Genomic DNA, 25,052 nt, shown 5'->3' with positions numbered 1-25,052 from the left:
TCCCTCTCCCTCTGTCGGGGCGCCTGAGAGATTCGGCCACCGGGCCTTTCCCCATGGGCGGGCGCACGCAGCGCCACTTTCCAGAGGCATCGTGGCCGCGCGCGGTCCTGGGGGCCTGAGAGGTTGACGGAGAGGTGTTGCTCCTTCGGCGCCCGTGACTGGCCGTCACGGAACTCTCCCGCGCAAGGGCGATGCGGAGCCGATTCTACCGCTCGGCCAGATCCAGCGCCGTCCACATCGGTGCCGCGGCGTCGCGGCGCCGCCGCGGACACGTTGCCCAGGCCCGTGGATGCCGCGCGCAGGGCCGCCCGCACCCGGGAAACCGATGCCACCGAGAAGAATTCACGTGCAGCCGTGGATACTTGCGGCGCTGAGCCCGAAGACGGCAACAAAAAGGGCCGCCCGCGGCGGCCCTCTTCGACGTGCGACGGCCTGTCTCAGCCGATCTTGCGGTCGCGGGTCTTGCGCCGCGATGCCAGCTCGTCCTCCGGCGCGGCGATCGATTCGCCGCCGTCGGCACGTTCACCCGGGAAGTCGGCGATCGCGCCGGTCAGTTCCCGCATGGCGCCCGACACGGCGATCCCGAACACGCCCTGTCCACCCTGCAGCAGGTCAACGACCTCTTCGGCGGAGGTGCACTCGTAGACGGTGGTGCCATCGGAGAACAAGGTGATGTTGGCCAGGTCCTGCACACCGCGCTGGCGCAGGTGATCCACCGCGACGCGGATGTTGTGCAGCGAGATTCCGGTGTCGAGGAGACGTTTGACGATCTTGAGGACCAGGACGTCCTTGAACGAGTACAGCCGCTGACTGCCCGACCCCGCGGCACCGCGGATCGACGGCACGACCAGCGAGGTGCGCGCCCAGTAGTCCAGCTGTCGGTAGGTGATACCGGCGATCTGGCAGGCGCTGGGCCCGCGGTACCCGACCAACTCGTCCGGGATGGAATCATCCGGGAAGAGACCGCCCTGCACGGGTTCGCCGGGTGCGCTGCTCATGGGCGGTGTGGCACCGCCGGCTGAAGACAGATCCAACTCCCCCTGATGTGGCGTGTCGCCCACAGTCCATCCTCTCGCCGTCGCCCCCGGGCCCGTGACCCAACCGCGTCACGTCCGAGTTTGAATGTGTCGAGCATACGCTCAACACATTGCTGCTACTGCTCGTCGTCGATCAAAATTATGGCTGCCCATTTCCCGTGCGGGTCACACTCGACCCGCGTGTCGAACTCACGAGACGCATCCGTGATGTTGACCGTCACGCCGGCGCGACCGCGTCAGGTCGCCTTGAAATCGTCGGGTGACACGCTGTCGAGGAACTCTTTGAACTTCTCCACTTCGTCCTCGCGGACCGGGCCGTCGGCTTCGTCGTCGGTCTCGTCCGGGATCAGCAACCCGGCCTCGGCCAGCACCGCTTCCTCCACGTAGATCGGCACCCCGACGCGCAGCGCGATGGCCACCGAATCCGAGGGACGCGCCGAGACCTTGACATCGCGGTCGAAAATCAGGTCGGCGTAGAAGGTGCCCTCGCGCAGATCGACGATGCGCACCTCTTTGAGCGAATGACCCAGCGCAGCGATCAGATCCCGGATCAGGTCATGAGTGAGCGGGCGCGGCGCCTCGACACCCTGCTGTTCCTGCGCGATCGCGGCGGCCTCGGCCTGACCGATCCAGATCGGCAGGTACCGGTCGCCGTTGGACTCGCGCAGCAACAACACCGGCTGATTCTGAGGCTGTTCCACGCGAATTCCGACTACCCGAACCTCACCCATCAGCGCCTGCCCTCCGCTACGAAGCCGTCGAGAAAAGTCTAGTCCTCAACGGTCCAGAACGTCTCGCACCGCAGACTTGATCAACGACGTGTGCAGGGTGATCGCCAGCGCCGCAACCTCGCGGGCCAGGTCGTCGGCGCGGTCGCGGGCCCCGGCCTTGCCCGCCGCGGCCACCGGACCCGCGATCTGCGCGATCAGGTCGGACTGCCGGTCGGCCGCCGAGCGGAAGGCCCGCAGATGCCGCGGTTCGACACCGTAATCGGCCAGCGCCCGCGCGCACTGCGCGATGGTGACCGAATGCTCGTCGAAGAACCCGGCCGGGCCGGGCTTGATGACGCCCGCGGTGACCAGCGCCGCCAGCAGCGGGCCGTCCACGCCCGAACGGGACAGCAGATCCTCCCGGCTGAGCCGCACCTGTGCCGGCGCCACCGCCTCGGCGCCCGCGCGGTCGGAGTCCGGACCGGCATCGCCGGTGAGCTGCACCAGCCGCGGGACGGTGTACGCCGAGCCCAGCGGCGGCAGTTCGCCATCGGGTTGCGCATCGAGCTGGGCCTTGATGACCTTCAGCGGCAGGTACTGGTCGCGCTGCGCGGTCAGGACGAACCGCAACCGCGCACAGTCGTAGGCGGTGAACCGGCGGTAGCCGGCCGCCGACCGCTGCGGGGTGACCAGCCCCTCTGCCTCCAGGAACCGGATCTTGGAGATCGTGACATCCGGGAAGTCCGGGCGCAGCAGATCCAGAACCGCTCCGATGGACATCCCGGCGGGTGCCGGTTCGGGCTGGGTCATCGAGTCCTCGCGCGAGCGCTCCGCAGTCAGCCTGCGTCGTCGGTCTTCGGCCCGGTCAGGAACACCAGGCGGAACTTGCCGATCTGGACCTCGTCGCCATTGGCCAGCACGGCGGAGTCCACCGGCTCACGGTTGACGTAGGTGCCGTTGAGGCTGCCGACGTCGACGACCTGGAACTCGCCGGACTCCAGCCGGAACTCGGCATGCCGGCGGCTCACGGTGACGTCGTCGAGGAAGATGTCGCTGTCCGGATGCCGGCCGGCGGACGTGGTGGCCTGGTCGAGCAGGAAGCGCGAACCGGCGTTCGGGCCGCGCTTGACGACGAGAAGCGCCGAACCCGCAGGCAATCCCTCGACGCCCGACACCGAGCTCTCGGTACCGGTACTGGCCGGCGCATCCAGCTCGTTCAGGAAATCAGCGCGGAAAACCGATGTCGTCTCCACCGTGACTTCGTCGGACTGGTCGGCCTGAAAGTTGCTGTTCTCCGTCACCCGCTGCTCCTCTACTGGCTGCTGTGGCGTGCTCGTCCGGCGGCCGTCAGGGGCCGTTCGGCGGCCCCCTCGGACTCCCTGCGTCTTACGACGACCGTACCGCGCCGGGGTGGCCATTGCGTCCACCACCGCCGGATCCGGTCACCTAGACGTGCTCACGCCTGTCGCTGATCAACCGATCCGCAAAACCCTAACAACACCTACTCGGGGAGAATCCCGCGGTAGCCGTCCGCGTCCAGGAGATCGGGCAGCGGACCGGCCGGCGCGGCGGCCTCGGTCTGCAGTTCCACCAGCCAGCCGGCCCCGTAGGGGTCGGAGTTCACCAGTTCCGGGCTGCCCTCCAGCTCACCGTTGACGGCAACGACTTTCGCGGTGACCGGGGCGTAGAGGTCCGACAGCGATTTGGTGGATTCCACCTCGCCGAACGCCTCGCCGGCAGTGACCGCGGCACCCACGTCGGGCAGCTGCACGAACACCACGTCACCGAGAGCGGCCTGCGCGTAGTCGGTGATGCCGACCCGCACGGTGTCCTCGCCGGTCCGTCGCACCCATTCGTGCTCGGCGGTGTACTGCAGATCGGACGGGATCTCGCTCACGTGGCTCCTTCGGCGGCGGTACTCGAACGCACTACTTGACGGGCTGAGCGTATTGGCGAGGTTTCGGTTGCCGCAAGGCGGTCACCTCGACCGCCTCGGATTGGGTCACCGTCATCGCGCCGCCGACCCGCTTGACGCTGTCCATGGCACCGCCGGGAATGTTCATCGCCGCCGCCAGGGTGGGGGGATCACCAATCGCCAGAACCGAATACGGCGAGCCGAGGGTCTCACCGTCGACGACCATCGCACCGGGCGAGCCGACCACCCAGGTGTCCACCCCGACCCGGACCGGCTGCCCGCCGGTACCGCGGATCTCCATGGCCTCCGCGCCGGCGGCACGCAACTCGTTGATCACGTCGAGCATCGTCTCCGGCGACACGCCGCGGGCGTTGTCCTGGATACCGATGGTCACACCCGGCCCGACAGCCGCCACCGTGCCGATCAGGATGGACAGTGCCGCAAGCCGGGCCTGGGCGTTCTCGATGGCCGCCTGGTCGCTGCTACCGGACGCCTGCAGCGCGTTCAGGGTCTGTTGCAGATCGGCGACCTCGGTGTTGAGGGCGGCCTCCCGCTGTTGCAGGGAATCCAGCAGGACCAGTAGGTCGGCCGGTCGTGCGGTCTCCAGCGAGTCACCCGAGCCGGTCTGGCGAACCTGGGTGACGATCGCGATGCCGAGCAGGACGCACAGCAGGACACCCAGGGCGCCGAAGACCCACTGGGAACGGGTGCGCCGCGCCGTCGGTGCGCCATCCTCGGGCAGCTCGTGGCGGCCGTGCTCGGAATGTCCGGATTCGACGTGCTCGACCATCGGCTACGCTCCGAACAACCTGCGCCGCAACGCGGCCGCATTGCCGAAGATCCGGATGCCGAGCACCACGATGATCGCGGTGGACAGCTGGGTGCCGACGCCGAGCTGGTCGCCGACGTAGACGATGAGTGCGGCCACCAGCACGTTGAAGACGAACGAGACGACGAAGACCTTCGAGTCGAAGATCCGCTCCAGGTAAGCGCGCAGGCCGCCGAACACCGCGTCCAGCGCCGCCACCACGGCGATCGGCAGGTAGGGCTGGATCGCCTCGGGCACACTGGGGTGGAAGACCAGCCCGAGCACGATGCCGACGACGAGCGCGGCGATTCCGATCATGTCTGGATCAACCTCTGGATCACCCTCAGCCCCATACCTCAGCGTTCCATCTGTCTGGCGAAACGGATCTCTCGTACCGAACCCCCGGGCACGCTGAGGGCCTCGCCGGTACTGACCGTAACCCCGACACCGTAGGACTGCTGCAACAGCGTGAGCCGCTGCATACCGGGACTGCGGTTGAACACATCCTGCATCGCATGCGGCGGCCCGAGCGCGACGATGGCGTACGGGCTGGTGATCGGACGGTTGTCGACCAGAATGCCGCCGCCGGCCTGCCGGATGGTCACATTGGGCCCGATCCGCACCCCGCCGACCGACATCGCCTCGGCTCCGCCGACCCACAACGAGTTGACCACCAGTTGCAGATCGCGGTCCAGGATCGCCTGTTGGCTGCCCGCCACCCGCTGTTTGGACACGTCGGTGAGGTCCCTGGACATTCCCGGATCGGTGACGGTGACCTCCAGCCCAGGACCGATCGCGGGCGTGACGGCGGCCGAGAACTCCGCCCCGTCCAGGGCGGCCAGCAGCGCACGGCCCTGCTCGCCGCCGGCGAGGCGACCACGGCGCTCGGTCTCCACCTCGGCGGCCAGACCGTCGCGGGTCGCCTCCACGGCGTCGGTGCGGGTCTCACCGGCCCGCACGCTGTCGGCCAGCACCAGTTGGGTCTGCCGGTTCACCGGCGCCACCGACTGGGCCTGCGACGCGGCCGCCGCGAACACGACGGCCACCGTCATACCGGCGAGCACGGACCAGCCGCCGGCCCGCCACCGGCCGGCGGGCCTGTCATGGCGCGCCGAGGCGGCTACGGCGTAACCGGGGTCGAGGTGCTCGGAGAGCAGCGAACGCAACAGCGAGGGAACCGGGATGCGTTGCGGCGCACCAGCTTCGTGATGGTTCAGGCCGGCCTCGGGATGGTAGCCGCCCAGCGGGTTCGGGGCGTCAACCATCCCGGCCGGACCTCCGGTTGGCCGTGGCGATCCCGGAGACCCTGGGCAGGCGTCTGACCACCAGCACCACCTGAGCGACGTAGAGCACCGCCGACCACAGGTAGAGGGCCATCCCCCAGATCAGGAACGCCCAGCCGCAGGCCAGGATGATCCGACTCCACAGCGCGTCGAACTGGCCCAGTAGCACCAGCGGCAACCCCGACATCAGGGCGAACGTGGCGGCCTTGCCCAGATAGGTGACCGGCAGCGCGGTCAGTCCGCGGCTGCGCAGCACCGGCAGCGTCGCGGCCAGCGCGACATCCCGGCCGATCAGCACCATGACGAACCAGAACGGCACCACCCCCGCGACGGCCAGCGCCACCGGGATCACCAGCATGTAGATGCGGTCGACGGCGGGGTCGAGCAACTCACCCAGGCGGGAGGACTGGTCGGCGACCAGCCGGGCGATCTTGCCGTCGGCCCAGTCGGAGAAGCCGCTGAACATCAGCACGGCGACCGCCCAGCCCACCGCCCCACTGAAGAGTAGGTAGCCGAACACCGGTAGCAGCAGCAGTCGCAGCACGCTGAGCGCATTGGGGATGGTGAGCACCCGATCCCCGGGGTGATTTCCCATCGCTCCGCTCCCCCCGGGCTGATCCCCCATCGCTGCGCTCCCCCCGGGCTGCATACCGGCCAACCTAACGGAAGACACCCGGCAGGCTCAGCGCCGACATCACGTTGTCGGCCAGCGGATCGTCGTGAATCATGTACGTCCACGTCGAGGTCGGCCGCGCCAGCCGGCTCAGATCCAGTCCGGTCTCGCCGCCGACGATGTTCGCGGTGTCGAAGGTCTGCTGTGCCGCCTCGATGGCGTCGGCCGCCAGGGACGCGAAGGCGTCCACCGCCATCCGGTGGAATTCGTCGAGCGGACTCTGGTTGCCCAGGGCCCGCAGGCTGATGCTCTCCCGGATATCGGCCAGGTAGGCCAGGTGATCGGCCCAGCCGCGATCCAGGTGGTAGAGCATGATGAGCCGGCAGATCTCGTCGAGCCGGTCCTCGGAAACGGTTTCCGCGATCTGCTCGTAGCGCTTCGGCGAGCGTTCGGCGAGTTCTTCGCGCGCCGTGGAGGTGCGCAGCAGGGTGTTGCGGCGCTCGACCAGGATGGCGCGCTGTTGGGCGGTCAGCTGGTTGTACCGCCAGGTGTTGGCGTGCAGGTCCAGCGTCTTGCCCTCGGCCACCCGCTGGGCATGGTCGAGCAAGGTCGCCGCCTTGTTGCTGGTGATCTTGCCGTCTTCGTCGGTCTGCAGGGGCAGCTTGTTGGGCTCCAGGAAGGACACCACGACGTCGTCCTCCCAGCTGGAGAAGAACACCGAGGAGCCCGGGTCGCCCTGGCGTCCCGCGCGGCCGCGCAACTGGTTGTCCAGCCGTTCGGTGTAGTGCCGCCCGGTGCCGATGACGTGCAGGCCGCCGATCTCTGCCACCTCGTCGTGACCCGACTCGTCGGAGCCACCCAGCCGGATGTCGGTACCGCGGCCGGCCATCTGGGTGGACACCGTCACCCGGCCCTGAGCGCCGGCCTCGGCGATGACGGCCGCCTCCTCGGCGTCGTTCTTCGCGTTCAGCACCACCGCGGGGATACCGGCCTTGACCAGACGTTCGTGCAGCTCCTCGGACTCGGCCACATCGCGGGTGCCGACCAGGATCGGCTGCGACGTCGCGTGCACCTCGGCGATGTGTTCGACGATGGCGTCGTTCTTGGCGGCCACCGTGATGTACACGCGGTCCGATTCATCCTCGCGGACATTGGGTTTGTTCGGCGGGATCGGCGAGACCCCCAGCTTGTAGAACTGGCGCAGCTGTTCACCGGCGGCCAGCGCGGTGCCGGTCATCCCACACACCCGCGGGTAGCGGTTGATGAGCGCCTGCACGGTGATGGTGTCGAGCACCTCCCCGGTCTCGGTGATGTCGAGGCCCTCCTTGGCCTCCACCGCGGCCTGCAAGCCGTCGGGCCAGCGCTGCAGCGAGGCGATCCGGCCGCGCGAGGCGTTGATCAGGTGCACCGCGCCGTCGCGGACGATGTAGTGCACGTCGCGTTCCAGCAGCACGTGCGCGTGCAGTGCGACGTTGATTTCGGTGAGGGTGGAACCGACGTGTTCGTCGGAGTACAGGTCGATCCCGCCGAGGGCGGCCTCCAGCGTGCGCGCGCCGGCCTCGGTGAGCTGCACATTGCGCCGGTCGGCGTCGGTCTCGTACTCGGTGCCTTCGCGGAGTTCGCCGACCATCCGGATGATCTCCAGCCGCGGGGTCTCGCGGTGTGAGGTGCCGGCCAGGACCAGCGGCACCAGCGCCTCGTCGACCAGTACCGAGTCGGCCTCGTCGATCAGGGCGACGTCCGGGCTGGGCGAGACCAGGTCGTCCACCGAGATCACCAGCTGATCGCGCAGCACGTCGAACCCGATCTCGTTGACCGACCCGTAGGTGACATCGCAGGCGTAGGCGGCACGCCGCTGCTCGGGCGTCGCGTCGGCGGTGATCCAGCCGACGGTCAGGCCCAGTGCCTCCAGCAGTGGGCCCATCCATTCCGCGTCGCGGCGGGCCAGGTAATCGTTGACGGAGATGACGTGCACACTGCGCCCGCCGATGGCGTAACCGGCGGCGGCGATCGCCCCGGCCAGGGTCTTACCCTCACCGGTGGCCATCTCGACCACGTCGCCGGCCAGCATCCGCAGCGCGCCGAGCAGCTGGACATCGAACGGCCGCAACGAGATCGACCGTTCCGCCGCTTCCCGCACGATGGCCAGGAACTGCGGGATATCGCCGGATTCGGCGAGCTCGTCGAGGTTGAGCAGGCCGGCGGCCTTACGCAGCTGTTCATCGTCGAGGCCGGCGGCCTTGTCGTCGAACGCGGCCGAGGCCCGCACCTGGGTCATGGAGCGGGCCTGGTCCTTGTCGGTGCTCGCGCCGAGCATCTTCCAGAACCGGTTGCTCAGCCCACCGGATTTCGATCCACCGGATTTGGACGCCTTGGAGGTCTTGGAACTCACAGCCACATTCATACGGTACGCGGCACCGACATCGTGTCAGCGGCGCCGTGCGGGCCCACCGTGCGCGGCTTGCACCCTCCACCCACCTGTCAGCGGCTTCTAGAGGTACCTTGCCCGCATGGAAATGTTCACCACGTCCCTCGACTGGGGCAGTGAGGTCGTCACCTCATTGGTCTGGATCGCCAAGGCGTGGGCGATGGCGGCCGTCGGGACGCTGGTGGTGCTCGCCCTGCTCGGACGGTTCACCACCTGGGGCCGCCAGTTCTGGCGGATCACCGGCCCGTATTTCACCGGGCGCCAGTCGGTGAAGGTGTGGCTGTGGCTCGGCGCGATCCTGCTGTCGGTGATCTCCGGTGTTCGACTGAGCGTGTTGTTCAGCTATCAAGGCAACGACATGATGACCGGCGCCCAGGTTGCGGTGCAGGGTCTATCCAGCGGTGATGAGGCGATCCGACAGTCCGGTGTCGACGGATTCTGGGCGGCGCTGTGGATGTTCGCCCTGCTGGCGACCTTCCACGTCGCGCGGGTCATGTTGGACCTGTTCATGATGCAGCGCTTCATGCTGGCCTGGCGTACCTGGCTGACCGACCGGCTGACCGGCGACTGGCTGGACGGGAAGGCCTATTACCGCAGCCGGTTCATCGACGACACCATCGACAACCCGGACCAGCGCATCCAGGCCGATATCGACATCTTCACCACCAATGTCGGCCCGTTGCCCAACACCCCGAACAACACCAGCGGATCCACCCTGTTGTTCGGCGCCATCGATGCCATCGTGTCGGTCATCTCGTTCGCCATGATTCTGTGGAACCTGTCCGGGGATCTGACCCTGTTCGGTGTGACCGTGCCGCGGGCGATGTTCGTGATCGCGTTCGTCTATGTCTTCATCGCGACCATCATCGCGTTCTGGATCGGCCGCCCGATCATCCGATTGAGCTTCGACAACGAGAAATACAACGCCGCGTTCCGCTACGCCCTGGTGCGTCTGCGCGACGCGTCGGAATCGGTGGCGTTCTATCGCGGCGAGATCGCCGAGCGGGTGCAGCTGCGTAAACGGTTCGAACCGATCGTCTCGAACTACCAGCGCTTCATCAATCGGTCGGTCGGGTTCTACGGCTGGAACCTCACCATCAGCCAGATCATCAATCCGCTGCCCTGGGTCATCCAGGCGCCCAGGCTGTTCAGCGGCAACATCCAGCTCGGTGACGTCTCGCAAACCTCGTCGGCGTTCGGCAATATCCACGACTCACTGTCGTTCTTCCGCAATTCCTACGACGCGTTCGCCGGGTGGCGGGCCTCGATCATCCGTCTGCACGGCCTGGTGATCGCCAACGAGGAAGGCCGCGCCCTTCCCGAGTTGACCGTCCAGCCGTGCGGGAGTTGCCCGGTCGAGCTCGTCGACATCGATGTGCACACCCCCGCCGGCGAAATCCTGATCGACGATCTGAACCTGCAGATGCAACCCGGTGACACGCTGATCATCACCGGCCGGTCCGGCACCGGCAAGACCACCCTGTTGCGCAGCCTGGCCCAGTTGTGGCCGTACACCAGCGGCACGTTGCGCTGCCCGGACGGCAGCAACGAGACCATGTTCCTGTCCCAGATGCCCTACGTCCCATTGGGTGACCTACGCGCCGTGGTGTCCTACCCGAAGGGGCCCGATGTGCTCTCGGACGCCGAGTTGCAGATCGCGCTGGACAAGGTGTCGCTGCCGCAGTGCGCGAAACGCCTTGCCGAGGTGGCCGATTGGGCCAAGGTGCTCTCGCCGGGCGAACAACAGCGCATCGCGTTCGCCCGGGTATTGCTGACCAAACCGCGGGTGGTGTTCTTCGACGAGGCCACCTCGGCGCTGGACGAGGGCCTCGAGTACAGCATGTACGACCTGGTGCGCCGGGAACTTCCGGACACCATCCTGGTGAGCGTGACCCACCGCAGCACGGTGGGCCAGCACCATGAGCGTCATCTGCATCTGCTCGGCGGCGGTCGGTGGGTTCTCGGTGAGGTCGCTGACGACATAGCGGCCGAAACTGAACTCGATGGCGAGAATCCGGCCCCGTAGCGCCATCGAGTTCAGATTCGGCGAGAACTACCGCGCCGCGGCGTGCGCGCCTGCCCGCCGCCCGAAGAACGAACCCTCCCCCAGCTGCACCCCGCTGGCATAGCCCTTACCGTCGCGGGCGATGTTGGAGGCGCACGCACCGGCGGCGTACAGCCCCGGCACGGCAGTGCCGTCCGTGCGCAGCACCTCACCGTCGATCGACACCGTCAGCCCACCCATGGTGAACCCGGAGTACATCGCCACCCCGAGGGTGAGATCGAAGGCGGCCCACGGTCCGGTGTCCTGGGCGGCGATGTAGTCGGGCTGCTTGTGGAAGTCGGGATCGATTCCGCGGGCGGCATTCTCGTTGTACCGGTCCAGCGTTGCGGCCAGCTTTCCGGTCGGTATGCCGAGCGCCGCCTCCATCTCGGCGACGGTCTCCCAGCCGTCGATGAACTTGATCAGCGGCATCTCCGGCATCTGCATGTGTGCTTCGTCGACGATCAGATACGCCGCCTGGTCCGGTTGTTCGAGGACGAAGGCCGACGTGCGCGAATGATAAGAGTCCTCGGCGACGAAGCGCTGCCCGTCCTTGTTGACGATGATCCCGGTGAGCAGGATCTCCGGCGGGTAGGCCGCCGCGGTGATGAACAGCTGGTCGAGGTTCTTGGCCACGCCGCCGGCGGACACCCCGAGCCGGATTCCCAGCCCGTCATCGTTCGGGTTGCCCAGGATGTAGGGGGCCACCATGCCGTGGTGTTTGGTCTTGCGTTCTTGGCCAAGCGCTGGGGTGTACTTGGCGACCATGTCCGGGTTCATCGCGAATCCCCCGGCGGCGATGACGACCGACTTCGCTTTGACCGCACCGGTTTCGGTGAAGTGTTTCCAGTTCACCCCAACGACGGCGCCGTCGTCACCCACGACGAGGTTGGTCGCACCGGTCTCGTAGCGGATCTGCACACCGAGCTCCGCGGCGCGTTTGAGCAGCAGGTCGATGACCATGGCCGCGCCCCCGAGTTCGCCGGGGACCGGCACGGAATGTCCGCGCGGCGCAGGCACGGCCTGCTCGTTGAACGGCCATACCTTCTCGTTGCCGGTGTAGGACAGTCCTTCGGTCCCCGGCGGCACCACGACCTTGCCGGGGTAATAGCTGCGCTCGAACTGGAATCCCAGCGCCTCGAGCCAGTCGAAATGCTCGACACTGCCGTCGCAATAGGCCCGGATCTTGTCCAGTTCGGCGTCTTCGGTCACCGCGACGAGATACTTGTACATCTCCTCGGCGGAATCGGCATGGCCGGTGGCCTGCTGCACCGCGGTGCCGCCACCGAGGTAGAAGTGCCCGCCGGCCATCGAGGTGGTGCCGCCGGCGGCAGCGGCGCGTTCGAGCACCAGCACCCGCGCGCCGGCCGCCGCGGCAGCCACCGCGGCGCACCCCCCGGCGATGCCGAAACCGACCACCACGACGTCGACGTCGTCGGACCAGTCGGCAACGTCGGCGGCCGCAATGGTGTCCGGAAGCTGTTCGAGTGTCACAAGTTTCTCCTCATGGGCGCGGTCACTGCTGTTCGCTCTTGATGTAGTCGAAGACGGCCTGGATATCGGGCGGAATGTAGGCGATCTCGATATAGGGCACCCCGGCGCCGGCGGCACCGACATAGGCGAAGCGCATCCCACCGGGCATCACCCCCTGCATGACGACGGGAGCACCGGCGTCCTCGGCGGCGCGCACGGCGTCGGCGAAGGCCTCCTCGTCGGCGGCGGCCGTGCAGATGTGATGCATCCCGGGACCGGAGGCGGCCAGAAATTCGGTGTAGATGCTGTCCCCGCTGATCGGGGCGATCAGCTCCAGCTGGAGGTCACCGGCATAACTCAGCGAGATGTCGGCGATGAAATCGGCGGGTGCACCGCGCAGCGTGCACATATCCGGACCGAAGTGGATGCCCGGCATGCGCGTCCACTTCCCGGCGCCGAGCAGGGCAGTGAGCATGTGCTCGGTCGCGTCGAGGTCACGGGTGACCCACGCGACCTGGACAGGTGTCTGATTCGGCATCGCAGTGAGGATATCGCCACCGCGCCACGATGGCTAGAACGTGTTCTAGTTTGGCTCCGTGTCCCGCCAGGGGCCGGCAACGGGCGAGGCGAGCATCTGCACCAGCAGCCGGATCTGCCCGTCGAAGACCACCGTCGGTTCCGTCAGGGTGTCAGCACCGTACTGGCCGAACACCTCCAGGCTGATCGCGCCCACCAGCGCGGCCCACAGCAGGAAGCACCGCAGCAGCACCGGGTCGCCGCCGGCGAAATCGAACTCCGTCCTGAGCCTATCCATGTCACCCGCGATCTGTTGTGGTGCAACACCTTTCAGATCTGGGATGGCGCCGGCGCGGATACCGTCGGCAACGATTCCGAACAGCGATCCGACCACCCGAGTACCGGGGCCAACCGTCAGGTCGGCCGGCGCGCGATAGCCGGGCACCGGACTGCCGTAGAGCAGCGCCCACCGCGCCGGTTGGCCGAGCGCCCAACCGCGTGCGGCGTGCGCCATGGCCGCCAGTCGCGCCGCCCAGTCCCCCGAGACGCCATCGGCGGCGGCGTCCACCGTGTCGGCCAATTCGGTGTAGGCGTCGATGAGCAGCAATGTCAGCAGGTCGTCGCGGCTGGCGACGTAGCGGTAGATGGCCGAGGACACCAGGCCCATGTCGCGGGCGATGGCGCGCAGCGACAGGCCCGCCGCCCCGTCAGTGACCAGATGTCGCCGGCCCACCTCGATGATCTGCGCCTCGATGCGATCGCGCGCCTGCTGCCGTTTCCCCACGGCGCCAGTGTGCCAGAAACGAGATCACTGCTCTTGAATTTCCGCGGCGCGCGTGTCAGAGTGAATTCAAGAGCACCGCTCTCGAATTGCGAGGAGACAATGTGACGACGCGCTATGACCAGCCGAACAGGGCCGCCCGGGTCTTCAACGAAGCGATCCGCCAGCTCACCGAACTGGGGATCGGGATAGCCGGCAGCCGATCCCTGCGGGTGCGGGGCCGGACCACGGGCCAGTGGCGGTCGGTGGTGGTCAACGTGCTCACCGTCGAGGGACGCGACTATGTCGTCTCACCGCGCGGGAACACCCAGTGGGTGCGCAACGCCCGTGCCGCCGGAAGCGTCGAGATGGGACCGCGCTGGCGCCGGCGCCAGGTCCGCGTGCGAGAGGTCCCCGACGCGGCCAAGCCGGAGCTGATCCGGCGCTATCTGGATCGCTGGTACTGGGAGGTCAAAGGTCACGCAGGCGGATTGACGCCCGAATCCACCGATTCCGAGGTGAAGGTGATCGCGGCTTCGATCCCGGTGTTCGAGTTGGCCGGCTGAGTCGCCACGGCCTCACGGATGCGCTGACCGGTCGACTGCCAGGTCACCGCGGTCGGGGCCCCGCCCCACGTGCTGTTGAAGAGCCCGACGATCGCCGCCCGTCCATCCGGGGTCAGGGTGTACACCGGACCACCGGAGTCGCCCTTCTGGCTGACCACCCCGTTGCCCATGGTGAACCAGCCGTTGTTGACCACAGCCACCGTGCCGCAGCTCTCGCCGGTGACGACGCCGAAGTGGCAGACCTGCTGACCGGGCTGACTGATCGCGTGCGCGGAATCGATCACCAGCGCGCGGCCACCGGGCAGCACCGGGTTGATCTGGACGTCATCGGCGAGCGCGATGGCACCCCAATCGGCGATCAGGTGATCGCCGGTCACCGTCGCACCGTCGGGGGTGTTGTCGTCGAACAGGGCCATCGCACCGATGACCCGGCCGGTCTTGTCGGTGACGGGTCCGTCGCCTCGGCAGTGGCCGGCGGTGAAGGCGGCGCGGGCCTCCGGATCGACGAAACCCAGGGTGCACATCGTGCTGCCCTGCCGAATCTCCATACCCGGATACACCGTGACTCCCGGTTCGGCGACCGCCGCGGGTGCCACGGCCAGGGCCATCGCCACGGCCGGCGCAGCCGCCATCAGCCCCAGGAAAAGGCGTGCACGCATCGAGCCCTCCGATCCTCCACCCCACACAGGAATCGACGCTACCGGGGTGCTGTGAGGTCAATCGGATAACGGATAGATCTCGTTACACCACACGTCTCATAACGAGTCGCGTGTCACACGTGCACCATTTCGGCCGACAATCTGAAGCCCCGAGGGCGCACAAGCGGGGTGTGACGGGCGCTACGAATCGAAACCCAGCCCCAGCGCATCGAGGGTCTTCAGCAAGACGTTGCGCCGCCCCGCCGAATGGTCGGCGCGGTTCAGTGACCACCGGGTTGCCTGTATCCCGGCACTGGCGACCGGCTCCGGGGGGAAGGGCAGCGGGCGCTTGCGCACCATCTCCAGCTCGGTGCGCGGGGTGCTGACACCGTCGAGCAGGTCGAGGCAGACATCGGCGGCGAACCGGGTCGCGCCCACCCCGAGCCCGGTGAAGCCGTTGACGTAGGCGACCCGGCCGTGATGGGCGGTGCCCCAGTGCGCACAGAAGCGGGTGTTGGTGTCGATGGCGCCCGCCCAGCGGTGACTGAACCTGACGTCGTCGAGTTGGGGGAAGGTGATGAAGAAATGCTCGGCGAGCCGTCGATAGGTCTGAGGCCGATCCTCGTACACCGCGTCGACGCGCCGGCCGAAGTGATAGATGGCGTCATACCCGCCCCACACCACCCGGTTGTCCTCGGTCAGCCGGTAATAGTGGAACTGATTGGCGCAGTCACCGACGCCTTGGCGGTTGCGCCAGCCGATGCGGTCGAGTTGGTCATCGGTCAGTGGCTCGGTCGCCAGGACGTAGTCATACACCGGGACCGTGTACCACCGGTTACGGCGGACCAGGCTGGGATACACGTTGGTCGCCAGCATCACCCGTTTGGCGTCCAGCACCGCCGCCTCGGTCCCGACGCGCAGACCGCCGCCCGAAGTCTGCAGCGACACCGCCCGGGTGTGCTCGTGAATCTGCACTCCCGCCTCCCGGCACGCCCTGGCGAGCTCGATCGCCAACTTGGCCGGATGCACGATCGCGCAGGTGTCGGGTTCGAACAATCCCGCCAGATATGTCGGCGAGGCCAGCTCGGCGCGCACCTGGGCCTCATCCAGGTACCGCCCCTCCCCCGCTGCGGCCGACTCGGACAGCCACGCAACCTGGTGGGCCTCGGTGGCCACCGACAGCATTCCGGTGCGCTGCCACTCGACATCCAGGCCGAGCCGTGCGATGTCGGCGGCCATCCCGTCGAGGTTCTCCAGGCCCATCGCCTGCAGCGTGTCGAACTCCGCTGCCCAGCGCGACTTCCCGTTCTCCGCGCCGTGGGTCAGGCTGGCGTCGACGAAACCACCGTTGCGCCCCGATGCCGCCCAGCCGATGCGGTTGGCCTCGATGAGCACGATCTTCTGACCCGGGTTGCGCTCGGCGGCGTGCAGCGCCGTCCACAGCCCGGTGTAGCCGCCACCGATCACCAGCAGGTCGCAGCTCGTCACCCCGGTCAGGGCGGGATGCTCCGGCCGGGCGATATCGAGCCACATCGGCGCGAACGCGGTTGCGGCAAGGGAACGTTCGACGAGCGCGGAGTCGACGGGGGCGTCGAAAACGGTCTTCACAGAACGAGACTACGGGTTCGGGGGCTGACGCGAGCGTCTTCAGCCCGCACTGCTGGGCACCGGTCGCTCGGAGTCACGCGGCGCCCACCCGGGCGGACCGAACGTGTACCCGAGCTTGTCCCGCCAACGTTTCGCCGCGCGGACATCCCGCCCGATCGCGACGTACTCATGGGTCTGCAGCGTCCAGATGTTGAAGGTGTCCACCTGTTTGGTCAGCCCGTAATGCGGACGGAACAGCTCGTCGGAGTACGTGTTGAAAATGCGGTCCCACAGGATGAAAATCCCGCCGTAATTCTTGTCCAGGTACTCCGGATCCATACCGTGATGCACCCGATGGTGCGACGGCGTGTTGAAGACGAATTCGATGGGCCGCCACAGCTTGTCGATGCGCTCGGTGTGCACCCAGAACTGGTAGATCAGGTTGACCGAGAAACTCGCGAACACCATCCAGGGCGGGACTCCGAGCAGTGGCAGCGGAATCCACATCAGGATCTCGCCGCTGTTGTTCCACTTCTGGCGCAGGGCGGTGGCGAAGTTGAAGTACTGGCTGGAGTGGTGCGCCTGGTGTGTCGCCCAGACCAACCGGACCCGGTGCGCGACACGGTGATACGCATAGAAGAGCAGATCGACCCCGACGATCGCGATGACCCAGGTGTACCACCGGTCCGCGGGCAGATGCCATGGCGCCAGGTATGCGTAGATCGCGGCATAACCCAACAGCGCCAGCAGTTTCCAGCCGGCCGTGGTGGCCACCGAGACCAGGCCCATCGACAAGCTCGCCCACGCGTCGCGGCGATGATAGGCCCCCGCAGGGGTGCGGTCACCGGCCTCCAGCTGCGCCAGCTTGCGCGCCGCGGTCCACTCCAGCACCAGCATCAGCAGGAAGAACGGGATCGCGAACAGCACCGGGTCACGCATCTGCGGCGGCAGCGCGTCCAGCACCCTCAGCAGCGCATCCATGGCGGTGAGCTTAAACCCCGACGCCGGCGTCGCATGCCGACCCGCGGACACCGATACCGGTCATCGGAAGCTCAGCACCTCGGTGCCCCACGTCGCGCGCTGCAGGCGGTCGGGATCGACGGCAACCGTGTCGTGTGCGCCGATCAGCAGGGTTGCCCGGTCGTCGTCACGGTATGGGCGCCAGCGCACGTCCGTCGGGGCCGCGTCGGGCTCGGCACCGGCGGCGAAGCTGCACCAACGGGCCCGCATGCGGCGCGACACCTCCTTACCGGTCGCCAGGCCGCCCAGCTTGAACGTCGGATCCTTCGGCCCGGCGACCAGATTGCCCCAGACATACGGCAGTTCGGTGGCATGCGCACCGCCGAGGCGCAGCGCCCGCAGCATCGGGGTGGCCCAGTCGAACCGGTACATGTACACCGGCGCGACCTCGTTGTGCCCGTCGGCGAACCAGATCGATGGCATCCGGAAACCGACGTCGCGGGCCACACCCATACCCGGCTTCTTCCCGCGACCGCGGTAGACGGCCCCGATCTCGGTCTGACTCGGGATCTGCAGGCCGGGCTGCTCGGCGGCGATCGCGGTGAACATGTCCGTGATCGCCTGCGGGGTGATCGGGAGCAGCGGCGAACGCATCCACCGGAACAACGCGGCCTCATGCTCATTGGTCCCGATGATCAGCGGTACCGGCAGCGTGCGACCGGCCCGTGCCAGCTGCACCGGGTAGTCGGGCACCAGGTCCCCGTCCACGATCGGGACGAACGCCAGCGTCCCGGGCGCCCGTTTCGGGACGTCGTTGAACAGCTGCTTGGTCGCCGCCACCAGCGCCGGCACCGGCACGTTCGGCAGCTGAGCGGCATCCCGGTCCGACATGCCGAGTTCGGTGAGAAAGTCGTGCGCGATCCGCTCGCCCCGGCTCTGGTCGTACACCGAGGTCACCGGTGAACTCTGCGCGATGGCGCGATGGAACAGCCCGGCGGCCGCCGGGCTGGCCAGCAAGGTGGTGACGATACCGCCGCCGGCCGATTCGCCGAACAGGGTCACCCGGTGCGGGTCGCCACCGAACGCGCCGATGTTGTCCCGCACCCACTGCAGCGCGAAAAGCACATCGCGCAGGCCGTTGTTGGTGGCGAAGCCGTCGCCATACGAGGACAGATCGAGGAAGCCGAACGCCCCGAGGCGGTAGTTGACCGTCACCACCACGACGTCATCGCCGATGGCCAGTTCCCGTCCGTGATAGAGCGGCTGGGCGGCGGACCCCAGCACGTAGGCGCCGCCATGCACCCACACCAGGACCGGCTTGACGGCGGCGCCGCCGGCGGGCACCCAGACGTTCAGGGTCAGGCAGTCCTCGCCCTGCGGAGCACCGAGATCGAGCGGAATCCGGGGATCGGTCGGCTGCGGGCAGACCGGGCCGACCGCACCGGCATCGGCCGGTTCGGTCCAGGGCTGCGGCGGTTGCGGCGCGCGCCAGCGCAGGTCACCGCTCGGCGGCGCGGCGTAGCGGATGCCCAGCCATGCCGAGACGGTGCCGTCGCCGATCCCGCGGACAGGCCCATTGGTGGTGTCGACGATGAGTGCATCGGTCATGTTCTTTCCTGCCTTCCGTCGTTCCACGGTACGCATGCGTTCCAGAACCGGCCAGGTGTGTCCGGTCACCCGTTGTTCGCGCTGTTCAGCCGGCCCCGACGGGCCGCGACCCGGTGGTCGCGGATAGGGTGGCGCGATGCGCAAGTGGGTGCTCCTCGGTGCGGCCATCGCCACCGAAGTCACCGGCACCCTGTCCCTGCGCGCGTCCCAAGACCACTCCGCATGGCTGATCGTGGTGGTGATCGGGTACGTCGCCTCGTTCGTCCTGATGGCGGCCGTGCTGCGGGCCGGTATGCCGGTCGGCGTGGCCTACGGCATCTGGGGCGCGATCGGCACCGCGGCCACCGCGGTGGCCGCGTCGGTGATCTTCGGTGAGGCATTCACCTGGCCGCTGGCGGCCGGTATCACCCTGATCATCGCCGGGGTGCTGCTGGTCGAATTCGGCTCGCACGATCGGACCGCGGCGGCGACCGGATGATGTGGCTCGCGCTCATCGGAGCGATCGGCATGGAGGTACTCGCGACGCTGTCCCTGCGCGCCTCCGACGGGTTCCGCCGCAGGGCATGGATCGCGCCCGTGGCCGCCGGGTATCTGGTGTCCTTCTACCTGCTGTGGGTGTCGCTGTCACTGGGCATGCCGGTCGGTGTCGCCTACGGCATCTGGACCGCGTGCGGGGTCGCGCTGGTGGCGGTCGCCGCGCGGGTACTCTTTCGCGACCCGTTGACCTGGCGGATGATGGCCGGTATCGCCCTCATCATCGCCGGAGTGCTCACCATCGAGGTCGGCGGCCTGTCCCACTAGCGGCCCCCGACCCGCCCAGCACCCCAGGTATACAGGCGAGCACCGCGACCAACAGCCCCGCGGCCGGCACCAGCAGCAGCCCGGCCCGCAGCCCGGCGGCATCGGCGAGCAGACCGACCACCGGTGGCGAGGCCACGAAACCGACGCGCATCAGCCAGGCCACCGCAGTCAGCCCCGTCCCCGCTCGTAGTCCGGGCAGTTGATCCGCCCCGTGCATGGCCGCCGGCACCAGCGTGGCCACGCCCAGCCCCACCGCCGCGAAGCCGGCGACGGTCCCCGGCACACTCGGAAATGCCAGCGCCACACCCATTCCGACGGCGATCACCAGCCCGCCGGTGAAGGTCACCGTGCGCTCCCCGAATCGGTCGACCAGACGATCGCCGGTCAATCGCCCGATGAACATGGCCCCCATCAGGGCCACGTAGCCGAGCACCGCGACCGCGCCCGGTGCCCCGACGTCGTCGCGCATGTACAGCGTGGCCCAGGTGCTGCCGGCATCCTCGATCACCGCGCCCGCGATGGCCATCGCGACCAGCGCCGCCAGCACCGCGTAGACCATCGCACCGGCGCGGCGACCGGCGCCGCGCCGGTGCGGGCCGCGCTCGGCACCGTCCGGGCCCGGCAACAGGAACGGGTACGCGGTCAGCGCCACCGCCGAGAACAGCGCCGCCGAGATCGACAGATGCGCGCCGCGGTCGATGCCCAGTGCGATGGCACCCGCTCCCATCAGGCCACCGAGAATCGCCCCGGCCGCCCACACCGCGTGCAGTCCGTTGATGATGGACCTTCCGTAGCGCTGCTGGACCCGCAGGCCGTGCGCGTTCTGGGCGACATCGGTAACCGCGTCGCAGGCACCTCCGAGGAAGAGCGCGCCGGCCAGTAGCACGGGGCTACCGGCGAGCCCGGCGACCAGGATGAGCGCGGCCAGGACCACGGTCGAGACCACCGCGGCACGCCCGGAGCCGAACCGCCGCACGATGACGCCCGCGGCGAGGCCGGCCACCAGCGCCCCCGCGGCGAAGGCCGCGACGACGGCCCCGTACACCGCGTTGGTCAGAGCCAGATCGGTCTTGATTTCGGGGAAGCGGGGCAACAGATTTGCGAACACCGCTCCGTTGGTGAGGAACAGGGCGCTCACCGCGATCCTGGCCCGCCGGTCCGGTACGGGCACCAGCCGTCCGGACGCCATGCCCGACGACAGTACCGGTCGTTGTGTGGACAGCGATGCGCCTGGGGATCCGGCAAGATTGCGGGCATGACCGAACTTGCCGACCTCGCTCAGCGCTACGGGGTGGCGACCGAATTCATCGACTGGCGCGGGCGCGAGGTGCCGGTTCCCGAGCAGACCCTGATCGCGGTGCTGGGGGCCCTCGGCGTGCCGGCCGGCAGCGCCGCCGAGCGCGACGAGGCCCAGCGCAATTACGACCGCGAACACTTCGGTCGTGCGTTGCCGCCGACCGTGGTGACCCGCTCGGGCACGTCGGCATCGTTCTGGGTGCATGTCACCCATGGCGAGCCGGTGGGGCTGTGGATCCGGCTGGAGGACGGTTCGGTGCGCACCGGGCTGCGGCAACTGGAGAACAACCGTCCGCCTTATGATCTGGACGGCAGGCTGGTCGGCGAGGCGAGCTTCGAACTGCCCGCCGACCTGCCGCCCGGCTATCACCGACTGCATGCCCAGACCGGCTCGACCGACACCGCCACCACACTCATCGTCGCGCCGGCCACGCTGCCCGCCCCGGCGACCCGACAATGGGGCCTGGCCACCCAGCTGTACAGCGTGACATCCGAAAATTCATGGGGTACAGGCGATCTCACTGATCTGACCGATCTTGCGGTGTGGTCGGCGGCGCAGCACGGCGCCGGGTTCATCCTGGTCAATCCGCTGCATGCGGCCGCGCCGGTGGCGCCGATGGAACCGTCGCCGTACCTGCCGACCTCCCGCCGCTTCGTCAATCCGCTCTATCTGCGGGTAGAGGCCGTTGTCGAATACGCCCACCTGCGCAAGCGCGGACCGCTGCGCAAGGCGCGCGCCGACCTCGCCGCCCGCGCCCGCAGGCAGGACGGCATCGACCGCGACGCGGCATGGAAGGTCAAGCGGGCCGCCCTGCGACAGGTGTACCGGGTGCCGCGCTCGGCCGGCCGCGAACTCGCCTACACCGCGTTCCGGGAACGCGAGGGTCGCAGCCTCGACGACTTCGCCACCTGGTGCGCACTTGCCGAGGTGCACGGACCGGATTGGCACTTGTGGCCGGAATCGTTGCGCCATCCGGACGGCGCGGCGGTGGCGGAGTTCGCCGCCGGGCACGCCGAGGCCGTCGACTTCCACCGCTGGTTGCAGTGGCTGCTCGATGACCAGCTGACCGTCGCGCAGGCGACCGCGGTGCAGGCCGGTATGACGCTGGGCATCATGCACGATCTCGCGGTCGGGGTGGATCCCAACGGCGCCGACGCGTGGGCGCTGCAGGACGTGCTGGCCCTCGGCGTCAGCGCCGGCGCCCCGCCCGACGAGTACAACCAGCTGGGTCAGAACTGGTCGCAGCCGCCGTGGCGGCCCGACCAGCTGGAGAAGGCCGGCTACGCGCCGTTCCGCGCGCTGGTCAACGCGGTGTTGCGGCATGCGGGTGGGGTGCGCATCGACCACATCATCGGACTCTTCCGGCTGTGGTGGATCCCCGACGGCGCACCGCCCACCGAGGGCACCTACGTGCGATACGACCACGACGCGCTGATCGGCATCGTGGCGCTGGAGGCGATGCGGGCCGGCGCCGTGGTGGTCGGCGAGGACCTGGGGACGGTCGAGCCGTGGGTGCGGGACTACCTGAGCGTCCGCGGGCTGTTCGGCACCTCGATCCTGTGGTTCGAACGCGACCGCGAATGGGGCCGCGAGGACAAGCCGCTGCCGGCCGACCGGTGGCGCGCCGCCTGCCTATCCTCGGTCACCACCCACGACCTCCCCCCGACTGCCGGGTATTTGGCCGGCGAGCACATCCGGATACGCGAGGAGCTCGGCCTGCTGACCCGGCCGGCCGAGGACGAACTCGCCCATGATCGTGCCGAGCAGGCGGCCTGGCTGGCCGAATTACGCCGGCTCGGCCTCGTCGGCGCGGACCCCGACACCGACGAGATGATCCGCGGTCTGTACGCCTATCTGGGCCGCACCCCGTCCAAGCTGCTGGCGTTGGCGTTGCCCGACGCCGTCGGCGATGTGCGGGCCCAGAATCAGCCCGGCACCACCGATGAATACCCGAACTGGCGGGTGCCGCTGACCGGGCCGGACGGCCGTCGGGTGCGGATCGAGGACATCTTCGTCGACCCGCGGGCCGCGGCGCTGGCGGAAGTAATGAAATCCCAGGTACGGACGATGGAAACGTGACTGGAGTTTCTACAGGTGCGGTTCTGCGATATGTTCGCACCGCACCGCGACACCCGGAGGGCACGTGAACAAGAAGCTCATCGCGTTAGGGCTCGGCACCAGCGCCGCAGCCATGGCGGCACTGATCACGGCGGGCACCGCCAGCTCCGATCCGGCCGCGGAGAGCCCTTACAACGTCGTCGGCGAGCCCTACGGCCGCGCGGTGCAGATCCTGGCCGGCGCCGGCATGAAGGCCACCTTCGGCGGTGCCGTGGGCAGCGATATGCAGCAGAGCCTCTGCGTCGTGGAGAAGCAGAAGTTCACCAGCAACGGACGCGTGCAGCTGATGCTCAACTGCACCCAGGCGGCGTTTGACGAGGCCGGCCTGAACCGCTCGAGCGGTTCTGGCCCCGGCGGGCGCACCATCGGCGCCAACGGCATCACCACCGTGACACCCACCCCGGTGCCGCCTCCCGGTGCAGGCGTTCCCACGTCGCCCGCGCCCGTGCCGCCGCCCGCCTAGACCTGCCGTCTAGGATTCCGCCCATGCCATTGGCCGCAGGGGCTGACTTCGCCGGGTACACCGTTGTGCGGTGTCTGGGTACCGGCGGCATGGGCGAGGTCTACCTCGCCCAACACCCGAGGCTTCCCCGCCAGGATGCGCTGAAGATCCTGCGCGCCGGGGTCTCTGCGGACAACGAGTACCGCCAACGCTTCGAACGCGAAGCCGATATCGCCGCCACGCTGTGGCATCCCCATATCGTCGGCGTGCACGACCGTGGCGAGCACGACGGTCAACTGTGGATCGCGATGGATTACGTGCCGGGCACCGACACCGCGAAGTTCATGCGCGAACACCATCCGCAGGGCCTGCCCGCCACGCATGTCGAGGAGATCGTCACCGCCGTCGCCGACGCGCTGGACTACGCGCACCAACGCGGTCTGCTGCACCGCGATGTCAAGCCGGCCAACATCCTGCTGTCCGGCACGCAGGCCGCCGATCGCCGTATCCTGCTGGCCGACTTCGGCATTGCTCGATGGTCCGACGATGTCAGCGGGCTCACCGCGACCAATATGACGGTCGGCACGGTGTCCTACGCGGCGCCCGAACAGCTGATGGGCAACGCCGTGGACGGTCGCGCCGATCAGTACGCACTGGCCGCCACCGCCTACGAACTGCTCACCGGCAGGCCGCCGTTCCAGAACTCGAACCCGGCGGTGGTGATCAGTCAGCATCTTTCGGCGCTACCCCCGGCCATCGGGGACCGCCGCCCCGAACTGGCTCACCTGGATGCGGTGTTCGCCAAGGCGCTGGCCAAGGACCCCGCCGACAGGTTCGACCGGTGCGGCGATTTCGCGCAGGCCCTGCGGCTTCAACTCGACGGCGACACCCTCGGCCTGACACAGGCCGCGCCGGCTGCCGCACCCACCCGCGCGGGCGGGCCGCGCACCCCGGTGATCGTGGCCGCGGTTCTCGCCGTGTTGCTCTGTGTCGCCATCGCCGCCGCCGTCTTCGAACTCAACCGCGCCGATGAGGACCGCCCGACCGCGGCACCGACCCCGTCGTCGGCGACCAGGACGACCGCATCGGCGAGCGCGCCGGCGACCACAGCGCCGACCACACCGGTCACCGCCACCGCACCCCCGGCAGCCACCACGTCGTCGGCAGCAGCGGCGCCGGTCGTGATCGGCGCCGACTGCCTGCCGGTGGGCAGCACCGCGACGACCTCCGATGGGTCGGCGGCCTACTGCGCCTCGCTCCAGGACACCAACGCCACCATCTGGTCGCTGACGCCCGGCGCGGTTCCGATCCCGACGGTCACGACCGACCCCACCGACGACCCGCTGCCGGTCGCCGAGGAATCCCCGGTCCGGGTCTGCATGCAGCAGACCGGACAAACCCGCCGCGAATGCCGCGAGCAGATCCGCCAGAGCAACGGCCTGCCCTGA

General features: G+C 68.5%; 25 protein-coding genes and 2 riboswitches. Of the genes, 7 read left to right on the top strand and 18 right to left on the bottom strand.

Going from position 1 to position 25,052, the window contains the following annotated elements; all coding sequences use genetic code 11:
• Position 1: 1 nt before the first annotated feature.
• Positions 2 to 92, bottom strand: a riboswitch (glycine riboswitch).
• A riboswitch (glycine riboswitch) is annotated at positions 93 to 191 on the bottom strand.
• Positions 192 to 437: 246 nt separating this feature from the next.
• The 10 genes from A7U43_RS15155 to secA2 form a co-directional block, all read right to left on the bottom strand.
• Positions 438 to 1,061 carry a MerR family transcriptional regulator gene (locus A7U43_RS15155; protein WP_067996744.1) on the bottom strand — a complete coding sequence of 208 codons (624 nt, stop codon included), beginning with the start codon at positions 1,059 to 1,061 and terminating at the stop codon, positions 438 to 440.
• A gap of 212 nt (positions 1,062 to 1,273) precedes the next feature.
• Positions 1,274 to 1,768, bottom strand: a complete 495-nt coding sequence (locus A7U43_RS15150) for a bifunctional nuclease family protein (RefSeq protein WP_067996741.1) — start codon at positions 1,766 to 1,768, stop codon at positions 1,274 to 1,276.
• 45 nt (positions 1,769 to 1,813) lie between these two features.
• Complete coding sequence (gene ftsR / locus A7U43_RS15145; protein ID WP_067996738.1) at positions 1,814 to 2,557, bottom strand: transcriptional regulator FtsR; 744 nt, start codon at positions 2,555 to 2,557, stop codon at positions 1,814 to 1,816.
• A gap of 26 nt (positions 2,558 to 2,583) precedes the next feature.
• Positions 2,584 to 3,048 carry a glycogen accumulation regulator GarA gene (gene garA, locus A7U43_RS15140; protein WP_057166076.1) on the bottom strand — a complete coding sequence of 155 codons (465 nt, stop codon included), beginning with the start codon at positions 3,046 to 3,048 and terminating at the stop codon, positions 2,584 to 2,586.
• Positions 3,049 to 3,248: 200 nt separating this feature from the next.
• Positions 3,249 to 3,644 carry a glycine cleavage system protein GcvH gene (gcvH, locus tag A7U43_RS15135; RefSeq protein ID WP_067996736.1) on the bottom strand — a complete coding sequence of 132 codons (396 nt, stop codon included), beginning with the start codon at positions 3,642 to 3,644 and terminating at the stop codon, positions 3,249 to 3,251.
• A gap of 31 nt (positions 3,645 to 3,675) precedes the next feature.
• Positions 3,676 to 4,452 (bottom strand): DUF881 domain-containing protein, encoded by a 777-nt coding sequence (locus A7U43_RS15130; RefSeq protein ID WP_067996732.1) that lies wholly within the window; start codon positions 4,450 to 4,452, stop codon positions 3,676 to 3,678.
• A 3-nt stretch (positions 4,453 to 4,455) separates the two neighbouring features.
• Positions 4,456 to 4,788: a small basic family protein gene (locus A7U43_RS15125; protein WP_067996730.1), complete on the bottom strand. Its 333-nt coding sequence runs from the start codon at positions 4,786 to 4,788 to the stop codon at positions 4,456 to 4,458.
• Between the two features lie 38 nt (positions 4,789 to 4,826).
• The gene (locus A7U43_RS15120; protein WP_067996727.1) at positions 4,827 to 5,735 is read right to left on the bottom strand and encodes a DUF881 domain-containing protein; all 909 of its coding nucleotides are present in this window, start codon (positions 5,733 to 5,735) and stop codon (positions 4,827 to 4,829) included.
• On the bottom strand, positions 5,728 to 6,348 hold the full coding sequence (locus A7U43_RS15115; RefSeq protein WP_156525930.1) for a CDP-alcohol phosphatidyltransferase family protein: 621 nt from the start codon (positions 6,346 to 6,348) through the stop codon (positions 5,728 to 5,730). Before A7U43_RS15115 ends, A7U43_RS15120 begins: the two co-directional genes overlap by 8 nt.
• Before the next feature lie 64 nt (positions 6,349 to 6,412).
• Positions 6,413 to 8,683: an accessory Sec system translocase SecA2 gene (secA2, locus tag A7U43_RS15110; RefSeq protein WP_231963689.1), complete on the bottom strand. Its 2,271-nt coding sequence runs from the start codon at positions 8,681 to 8,683 to the stop codon at positions 6,413 to 6,415.
• Positions 8,684 to 8,876: 193 nt separating this feature from the next.
• On the opposite strand from secA2, the gene A7U43_RS15105 reads away from it, so the two are divergent.
• Complete coding sequence (locus tag A7U43_RS15105; RefSeq protein ID WP_067996718.1) at positions 8,877 to 10,820, top strand: ABC transporter ATP-binding protein/permease; 1,944 nt, start codon at positions 8,877 to 8,879, stop codon at positions 10,818 to 10,820.
• Positions 10,821 to 10,847: 27 nt separating this feature from the next.
• Here the strand turns inward: A7U43_RS15105 and A7U43_RS15100 are convergent, their stop codons facing one another.
• From A7U43_RS15100 to A7U43_RS15090, 3 genes are read right to left on the bottom strand one after another with little or no spacing between them, the layout of a single operon-like run.
• Positions 10,848 to 12,332: an FAD-binding protein gene (locus tag A7U43_RS15100; RefSeq protein WP_067996716.1), complete on the bottom strand. Its 1,485-nt coding sequence runs from the start codon at positions 12,330 to 12,332 to the stop codon at positions 10,848 to 10,850.
• A gap of 22 nt (positions 12,333 to 12,354) precedes the next feature.
• Positions 12,355 to 12,849 (bottom strand): VOC family protein, encoded by a 495-nt coding sequence (locus tag A7U43_RS15095; RefSeq protein ID WP_067996712.1) that lies wholly within the window; start codon positions 12,847 to 12,849, stop codon positions 12,355 to 12,357.
• A 45-nt stretch (positions 12,850 to 12,894) separates the two neighbouring features.
• Positions 12,895 to 13,611 (bottom strand): TetR/AcrR family transcriptional regulator, encoded by a 717-nt coding sequence (locus A7U43_RS15090; RefSeq protein WP_067996711.1) that lies wholly within the window; start codon positions 13,609 to 13,611, stop codon positions 12,895 to 12,897.
• Positions 13,612 to 13,712: 101 nt separating this feature from the next.
• Between A7U43_RS15090 and A7U43_RS15085 the strand changes: the two genes are divergently transcribed.
• Complete coding sequence (locus tag A7U43_RS15085) at positions 13,713 to 14,153, top strand: nitroreductase/quinone reductase family protein (RefSeq protein ID WP_067996705.1); 441 nt, start codon at positions 13,713 to 13,715, stop codon at positions 14,151 to 14,153.
• Here A7U43_RS15085 and A7U43_RS15080 read toward each other — a convergent pair.
• The 4 genes from A7U43_RS15080 to A7U43_RS15065 all read right to left on the bottom strand — a co-directional run bounded on the left by A7U43_RS15080 (position 14,066) and on the right by A7U43_RS15065 (position 18,946).
• A complete protein-coding gene (locus A7U43_RS15080) occupies positions 14,066 to 14,812 on the bottom strand; it encodes an Rv1815 family serine proteinase (protein ID WP_067996703.1) in 747 nt (248 codons plus the stop codon). The genes A7U43_RS15085 and A7U43_RS15080 overlap by 88 nt on opposite strands.
• Before the next feature lie 180 nt (positions 14,813 to 14,992).
• On the bottom strand, positions 14,993 to 16,399 hold the full coding sequence (locus A7U43_RS15075) for an NAD(P)/FAD-dependent oxidoreductase (RefSeq protein ID WP_067996700.1): 1,407 nt from the start codon (positions 16,397 to 16,399) through the stop codon (positions 14,993 to 14,995).
• A 39-nt stretch (positions 16,400 to 16,438) separates the two neighbouring features.
• A complete protein-coding gene (locus tag A7U43_RS15070; protein ID WP_067996697.1) occupies positions 16,439 to 17,359 on the bottom strand; it encodes a sterol desaturase family protein in 921 nt (306 codons plus the stop codon).
• Positions 17,360 to 17,419: 60 nt separating this feature from the next.
• The gene (locus A7U43_RS15065; protein ID WP_231963322.1) at positions 17,420 to 18,946 is read right to left on the bottom strand and encodes a carboxylesterase/lipase family protein; all 1,527 of its coding nucleotides are present in this window, start codon (positions 18,944 to 18,946) and stop codon (positions 17,420 to 17,422) included.
• A gap of 136 nt (positions 18,947 to 19,082) precedes the next feature.
• Here A7U43_RS15065 and A7U43_RS15060 point away from each other — a divergent pair, with 136 nt between their 5' ends.
• Positions 19,083 to 19,424 carry a DMT family transporter gene (locus tag A7U43_RS15060; RefSeq protein WP_067996694.1) on the top strand — a complete coding sequence of 114 codons (342 nt, stop codon included), beginning with the start codon at positions 19,083 to 19,085 and terminating at the stop codon, positions 19,422 to 19,424.
• On the top strand, positions 19,424 to 19,747 hold the full coding sequence (locus A7U43_RS15055; protein WP_067996690.1) for a DMT family transporter: 324 nt from the start codon (positions 19,424 to 19,426) through the stop codon (positions 19,745 to 19,747). Before A7U43_RS15060 ends, A7U43_RS15055 begins: the two co-directional genes overlap by 1 nt.
• Here the strand turns inward: A7U43_RS15055 and A7U43_RS15050 are convergent.
• The gene (locus A7U43_RS15050) at positions 19,716 to 20,936 is read right to left on the bottom strand and encodes an MFS transporter (protein WP_067996687.1); all 1,221 of its coding nucleotides are present in this window, start codon (positions 20,934 to 20,936) and stop codon (positions 19,716 to 19,718) included. The two genes, A7U43_RS15055 and A7U43_RS15050, sit on opposite strands and share 32 nt — an antisense overlap.
• Positions 20,937 to 21,002: 66 nt before the next feature.
• On the opposite strand from A7U43_RS15050, the gene malQ reads away from it, so the two are divergent.
• From malQ to A7U43_RS15035, 3 genes are all read left to right on the top strand, one after another.
• Complete coding sequence (malQ, locus tag A7U43_RS15045) at positions 21,003 to 23,123, top strand: 4-alpha-glucanotransferase (RefSeq protein ID WP_067996684.1); 2,121 nt, start codon at positions 21,003 to 21,005, stop codon at positions 23,121 to 23,123.
• Positions 23,124 to 23,187: 64 nt separating this feature from the next.
• Complete coding sequence (locus A7U43_RS15040) at positions 23,188 to 23,625, top strand: hypothetical protein (RefSeq protein ID WP_231963321.1); 438 nt, start codon at positions 23,188 to 23,190, stop codon at positions 23,623 to 23,625.
• 23 nt (positions 23,626 to 23,648) lie between these two features.
• Positions 23,649 to 25,052, top strand: a complete 1,404-nt coding sequence (locus A7U43_RS15035; RefSeq protein ID WP_067996682.1) for a serine/threonine-protein kinase — start codon at positions 23,649 to 23,651, stop codon at positions 25,050 to 25,052.

This window comes from Mycobacterium adipatum (assembly GCF_001644575.1).
GTDB classification, from domain to species: Bacteria; Actinomycetota; Actinomycetes; order Mycobacteriales; family Mycobacteriaceae; genus Mycobacterium; species Mycobacterium adipatum.
Note: the sequence above shows the minus strand (reverse complement) of the source record. Positions and strands in the feature narration are given on the sequence as shown.

Bases quoted from the DNA above. Each gene is read 5' to 3' on its own strand.
- malQ (WP_067996684.1), top strand. From the start codon at position 21,003: ATGACCGAACTTGCCGACCTCGCTCAGCGCTACGGGGTGGCGACCGAA.
- A7U43_RS15130 (WP_067996732.1), bottom strand. From the start codon at position 4,452: ATGGTCGAGCACGTCGAATCCGGACATTCCGAGCACGGCCGCCACGAG.
- A7U43_RS15055 (WP_067996690.1), top strand. From the start codon at position 19,424: ATGTGGCTCGCGCTCATCGGAGCGATCGGCATGGAGGTACTCGCGACG.
- A7U43_RS15080 (WP_067996703.1), bottom strand. From the start codon at position 14,812: ATGCGTGCACGCCTTTTCCTGGGGCTGATGGCGGCTGCGCCGGCCGTG.
- A7U43_RS15105 (WP_067996718.1), top strand. From the start codon at position 8,877: ATGGAAATGTTCACCACGTCCCTCGACTGGGGCAGTGAGGTCGTCACC.
- A7U43_RS15070 (WP_067996697.1), bottom strand. From the start codon at position 17,359: ATGGATGCGCTGCTGAGGGTGCTGGACGCGCTGCCGCCGCAGATGCGT.
- A7U43_RS15125 (WP_067996730.1), bottom strand. From the start codon at position 4,788: ATGATCGGAATCGCCGCGCTCGTCGTCGGCATCGTGCTCGGGCTGGTC.
- ftsR (WP_067996738.1), bottom strand. From the start codon at position 2,557: ATGACCCAGCCCGAACCGGCACCCGCCGGGATGTCCATCGGAGCGGTT.
- A7U43_RS15120 (WP_067996727.1), bottom strand. From the start codon at position 5,735: ATGGTTGACGCCCCGAACCCGCTGGGCGGCTACCATCCCGAGGCCGGC.
- A7U43_RS15095 (WP_067996712.1), bottom strand. From the start codon at position 12,849: ATGCCGAATCAGACACCTGTCCAGGTCGCGTGGGTCACCCGTGACCTC.
- A7U43_RS15035 (WP_067996682.1), top strand. From the start codon at position 23,649: ATGCCATTGGCCGCAGGGGCTGACTTCGCCGGGTACACCGTTGTGCGG.
- A7U43_RS15115 (WP_156525930.1), bottom strand. From the start codon at position 6,348: ATGGGAAATCACCCCGGGGATCGGGTGCTCACCATCCCCAATGCGCTC.
- A7U43_RS15060 (WP_067996694.1), top strand. From the start codon at position 19,083: ATGCGCAAGTGGGTGCTCCTCGGTGCGGCCATCGCCACCGAAGTCACC.
- A7U43_RS15050 (WP_067996687.1), bottom strand. From the start codon at position 20,936: ATGGCGTCCGGACGGCTGGTGCCCGTACCGGACCGGCGGGCCAGGATC.
- A7U43_RS15065 (WP_231963322.1), bottom strand. From the start codon at position 18,946: ATGACCGATGCACTCATCGTCGACACCACCAATGGGCCTGTCCGCGGG.
- A7U43_RS15150 (WP_067996741.1), bottom strand. From the start codon at position 1,768: ATGGGTGAGGTTCGGGTAGTCGGAATTCGCGTGGAACAGCCTCAGAAT.
- secA2 (WP_231963689.1), bottom strand. From the start codon at position 8,683: ATGCTCGGCGCGAGCACCGACAAGGACCAGGCCCGCTCCATGACCCAG.